General features: G+C 44.9%; 4 protein-coding genes and 1 pseudogene. 1 reads left to right on the top strand and 4 read right to left on the bottom strand.

Features of this window, described 5'->3' with window-relative positions; all coding sequences use genetic code 11:
* From Q0R35_RS00895 to Q0R35_RS00880, 4 genes are all read right to left on the bottom strand, one after another.
* On the bottom strand, positions 1-376 hold a 376-nt coding region (locus Q0R35_RS00895), incomplete at its 3' end, for a DUF4350 domain-containing protein (RefSeq protein WP_295613527.1).
* A 30-nt stretch (positions 377-406) separates the two neighbouring features.
* Positions 407-1006 (bottom strand): DUF4129 domain-containing protein, encoded by a 600-nt coding sequence (locus Q0R35_RS00890; protein ID WP_295613525.1) that lies wholly within the window; start codon positions 1004-1006, stop codon positions 407-409.
* A gap of 45 nt (positions 1007-1051) precedes the next feature.
* Entirely contained in the window at positions 1052-1900 is an 849-nt protein-coding gene (locus Q0R35_RS00885) for a YaaW family protein (protein ID WP_295613523.1), read from the bottom strand.
* A gap of 375 nt (positions 1901-2275) precedes the next feature.
* Positions 2276-2992: a hypothetical protein gene (locus Q0R35_RS00880; protein ID WP_295613521.1), complete on the bottom strand. Its 717-nt coding sequence runs from the start codon at positions 2990-2992 to the stop codon at positions 2276-2278.
* Between the two features lie 200 nt (positions 2993-3192).
* On the opposite strand from Q0R35_RS00880, the pseudogene Q0R35_RS00875 reads away from it, so the two are divergent.
* Positions 3193-3684, top strand: a pseudogene (locus Q0R35_RS00875) (AAA family ATPase); the annotation flags it as partial.
* Positions 3685-3753 lie beyond the last annotated feature (69 nt).

The following is a 3753-nucleotide window of genomic DNA, read 5'->3' as shown; positions in this document are numbered from 1 at the left end:
GAAACGGAATCTCCCAGGCAGGTGCTGTCACGCCTAACATGACGATCGTGTTGCCTTGACTTACCCATTTCTGCTGGATATCGGTAAGATCTAATCGTTCTAATTGGGGTTTTACTTGAAGTAAAGTGACTCCTGTTTCGTAGTCAGGAAAGTTGCTCAGAGCTGGAAAAGATTTTTGCCATCTTTTGATTTTAATTCCGCGATCGGACATCATCTGATACCAAGCATTATAACCATTAGGTGCCATGCTATAGCTCGATCCTGGTTGTCTGACATCGCCACCAATCGCACTAACGAGCGTGATGATAACGATCGCGATCGCGGCTAATAATATAAGGTGCCAATATTGTTTGAATAACTTGTTCAAATCCGTCATTTGGATTTTAGATTCTAGATAGATTTTAGATTAAACTGCTGGAATTTTGGCTGTTAGCTGACTTTCAATTTGTCGATATGCTTGTTGACATCGATCGAAATCTTCAATCGCGATTTGACGATTGCCAAAGTGGAGTTGTTCGTGGATGGATGCTAAAATTTCGCCGACATTGACGATCGGAATCGCACTCAATACATTAATATACTCGCGATCGGTGCGACTAAATTGATGGGGAATCAATTCTGCATCATTCAGGCGTTGCAGCATAGCTAAATACAACCATCGACTCGCTTGGGTATAATCACCATCTTGTTGAAACTGCTGTGACTTAGTTAGTAATTCGGCGACGGTATATACCTGTACTGGCTCTGCTAGCTCAGATGTGGGTTGTCCCTTTTTTCGTACCCACTGTTGCCAATAGGGATAGATAATTCGATAGGCGAACCAGATAACCAGCCCCGCTAATAGCAACCACACCAGCCGGACTAATAACGGTGCCAACCACGGTGGAAAGATATCAAAGTTCAAGTCTCGATCGTCAGATCTAAATTTTACCTCAAGCCATTCACCTAACTGTTGTTGCAGTTGTTCTAACTGCCAACGCCAACTTGTTTTTTCAGCAGTGGACATATATTAGTGGATGGAAAATACTTAACGTCGAGATAAAATACCGATTTAACTATATGCCAAATCCCAGTCGCTCGAACGGGTCAATCTGATTTGTGCTAGAGCCACGATTGTCGGAATGATCCGTCCATAATTAGTCGAGATCGATCTCCAGCCGAGATCTGCAAAAAACCAGCCCCACATGGCTGGGCCTAAAATAGTAAATACACCGCGTACTGCCACCTGTTGGGTTGCTGAGAGCATCATGCCGCGCTTTGCCATATAAAGCGATATATAACTTTGCACTTGGCTGGTAGCCGCCAATCCACCCCTAATCAGGGTTTGCTTGGCGACTTCATAGCTGGCAAAGTGAAAAGCAAATTGACGGGCGATTTGGTGGAGTACTAGCGGTTTAATCACCGAACTCACCGCGATCGCGCTACTACCCTTTAAAATTAATTTAATTGGATCGTGCTGAATATGTGCGGGTAAAGGCTGGTCGAAGCGAGTCTTAGCAAGGGATTGCTGCACTCTGAGCGTGAGCGCATCTCGATCTCCCGATGGTAATTTATGCCAGCTTTTACCCATCAGATGCAAAAATACTTCCGATTCTAAATCCGTCGTACTAAGCTGGCTTGAATAGGGAATCTTGAGGTAGCGACATACCTGTACCAATGTCTGACGGTAGCTGACTCCCTGAGTCCGCCCTTGTAAAACTGTAATTCCATCTGCTGCCAAAAACCGAAACCGATCTTCGATCGCATCCAGCCATACATCTCGCTCTTGACTCTGAATCTCTACCAAATCTGGGGTGCGAACGTAGTCTAAGGGGTTGAACTTACGGCTGAAGAGAATCCTGGTTAATTGCTGTAGCTCGTCTTCTGTAGCCAATTCTAAAGCCGTTCGTAACTCATCCAAAGCAACTTCCTCCCACTATGGTGCTGCCGCGCCTATCACTCTACAGTGTACCGCACCATTTCCCAAAACAGTGGTTTCGGCTCACAAGCGAGTGTGGCTCATAATCCCTCCCCTTTACAAGCTACCGTATGTACACATCTTTAGAAACATGCGAAATTGGTGAAAATCCCCCTAAATCCCCCTTGAAAAGGGGGACTTCCGGATCCGGTTCCCCCCTTAAAAAGGGGGGGTAGGGGGGATTTAGATCTCAAAACGAAGCCGATCCAACTTGTCGGTACGCAGTAGATAATATACATATCTGTAGGTTGGGTTGAGAGCAGCGCGAAACCCAACCTACGCAAATTATTTAATCCTCATTCCTTAGTCAGATCTCGCCTACTTTAATGCGGGTAGCTCCTTAATTGTGACTTGGCGGGTAGGAATCTCGATATTAGCCACAAACCGCTTGTTCCCTGACGTGTAAATTACTAGGCGACGATCGATGCCTTTGGGGTAGACTAGCAATATCTTATCGATATCCTTAATTACTTCGGTATAGTTCGCCCCAGAAACATCGGAGATCCCGATTTGCTTACGATCGAGGTCGTTGAGTATTTTATCGCTATTTGTATCTGCCAACACCCGAACGTGCCATAGAGCTTTGACTGTTTTCACCCAGTTGGTTCTCGTCGGATCTGGATTTGACTTATCTGGTGGAGCTGGTTCGCCAATTTGCTCTAGACTTATCAGGCGCGAACTATTGTTTGCGAGCAGCTTACTCGCAGAGAGGTTATCTCGATGTACGAACATATAGTTCCGAATGTCCGCCGTATATTCATCTCCTTTGCTAGATTCATAGCTAGCAGATTTAATCTCTTTGATAATACTGCGTTGCTCTTGCGCTGCTACATAAATTGGTGCATATAGATATGGAGTCCCATTAATTTGCTGAAATCCTGTCATCCGGACTTCTTTTGGTGCGGGTAATGGAGTCGGACTGTTATTTACTGCTACTTGGGGGCTGGTAGTTGAGGCGACGGGTGCTTTACTACAGCTTGATAACGTGGCTACTACGCCTACCACACTAATTAATTTCCACAATTGCTTAGGCATAAATTCACTCTCACCACACAAATTAGACTTGTTGAGTGGATCTACAATTGAGTACTCCTTGATTCCGGTGTCAGCCTCAAGCCTAAAACCCAACACCTAACACCTAACACCTAAAGCCTAGACGACTAGCACAAAAATACCACAAGCGACCCAAAACTCTATATCATGGAGTGTAGGTAAAACCCATTCGGCGATCGAACGTGATTCCTTTACAATTATCTCTCAAGAATTTTCTCAGTTATACCGAAGCCAGTTTGGACTTTAAGGGGCTGCATACTGCCTGTATCTGCGGTGCCAATGGCGCAGGTAAGTCTTCTTTGTTAGAGGGGATTACTTGGGCGATTTGGGGCGAATGTCGGGCAGTAAGTGAGGATGATGCCATTAGCAATGGAGCGATGGATGTCCGGGTAGATTTTACCTTTATGATGCACGGCGAGACTTGTCGGATTATCAGAAGTCGTCAGCGCGATGGGAATGGGGCGTTAGAATTTCAGATTCAGACGAGTGGGGGACAATTTCGGACGCTCACGCAAAAGGGTATTCGTTCTACGCAAGCTTTGATTGATGATTATCTCAAGATTGATTATGAGACTTTTATTAATTCTGCATATTTGCGTCAGGGGAAGGCTGATGAATTTATGCGTAAAAAGCCCGCAGATCGCAAACAAATTTTAGCAGAATTAATAAAAGTCTCATAATCAATCTTGAGATAATCATCAATCAAAGCTTGCGTAGAACGAATACCCTTTTGCGTGAGCGTC

Origin of the sequence: Chamaesiphon sp. GL140_3_metabinner_50, assembly GCF_025361915.1 — a bacterium.
GTDB lineage: Bacteria > Cyanobacteriota > Cyanobacteriia > Cyanobacteriales > Chamaesiphonaceae > Chamaesiphon.
The sequence above is the reverse complement of the archived record's forward strand: the minus strand, read 5'-3'. Positions and strand labels throughout refer to the sequence as shown.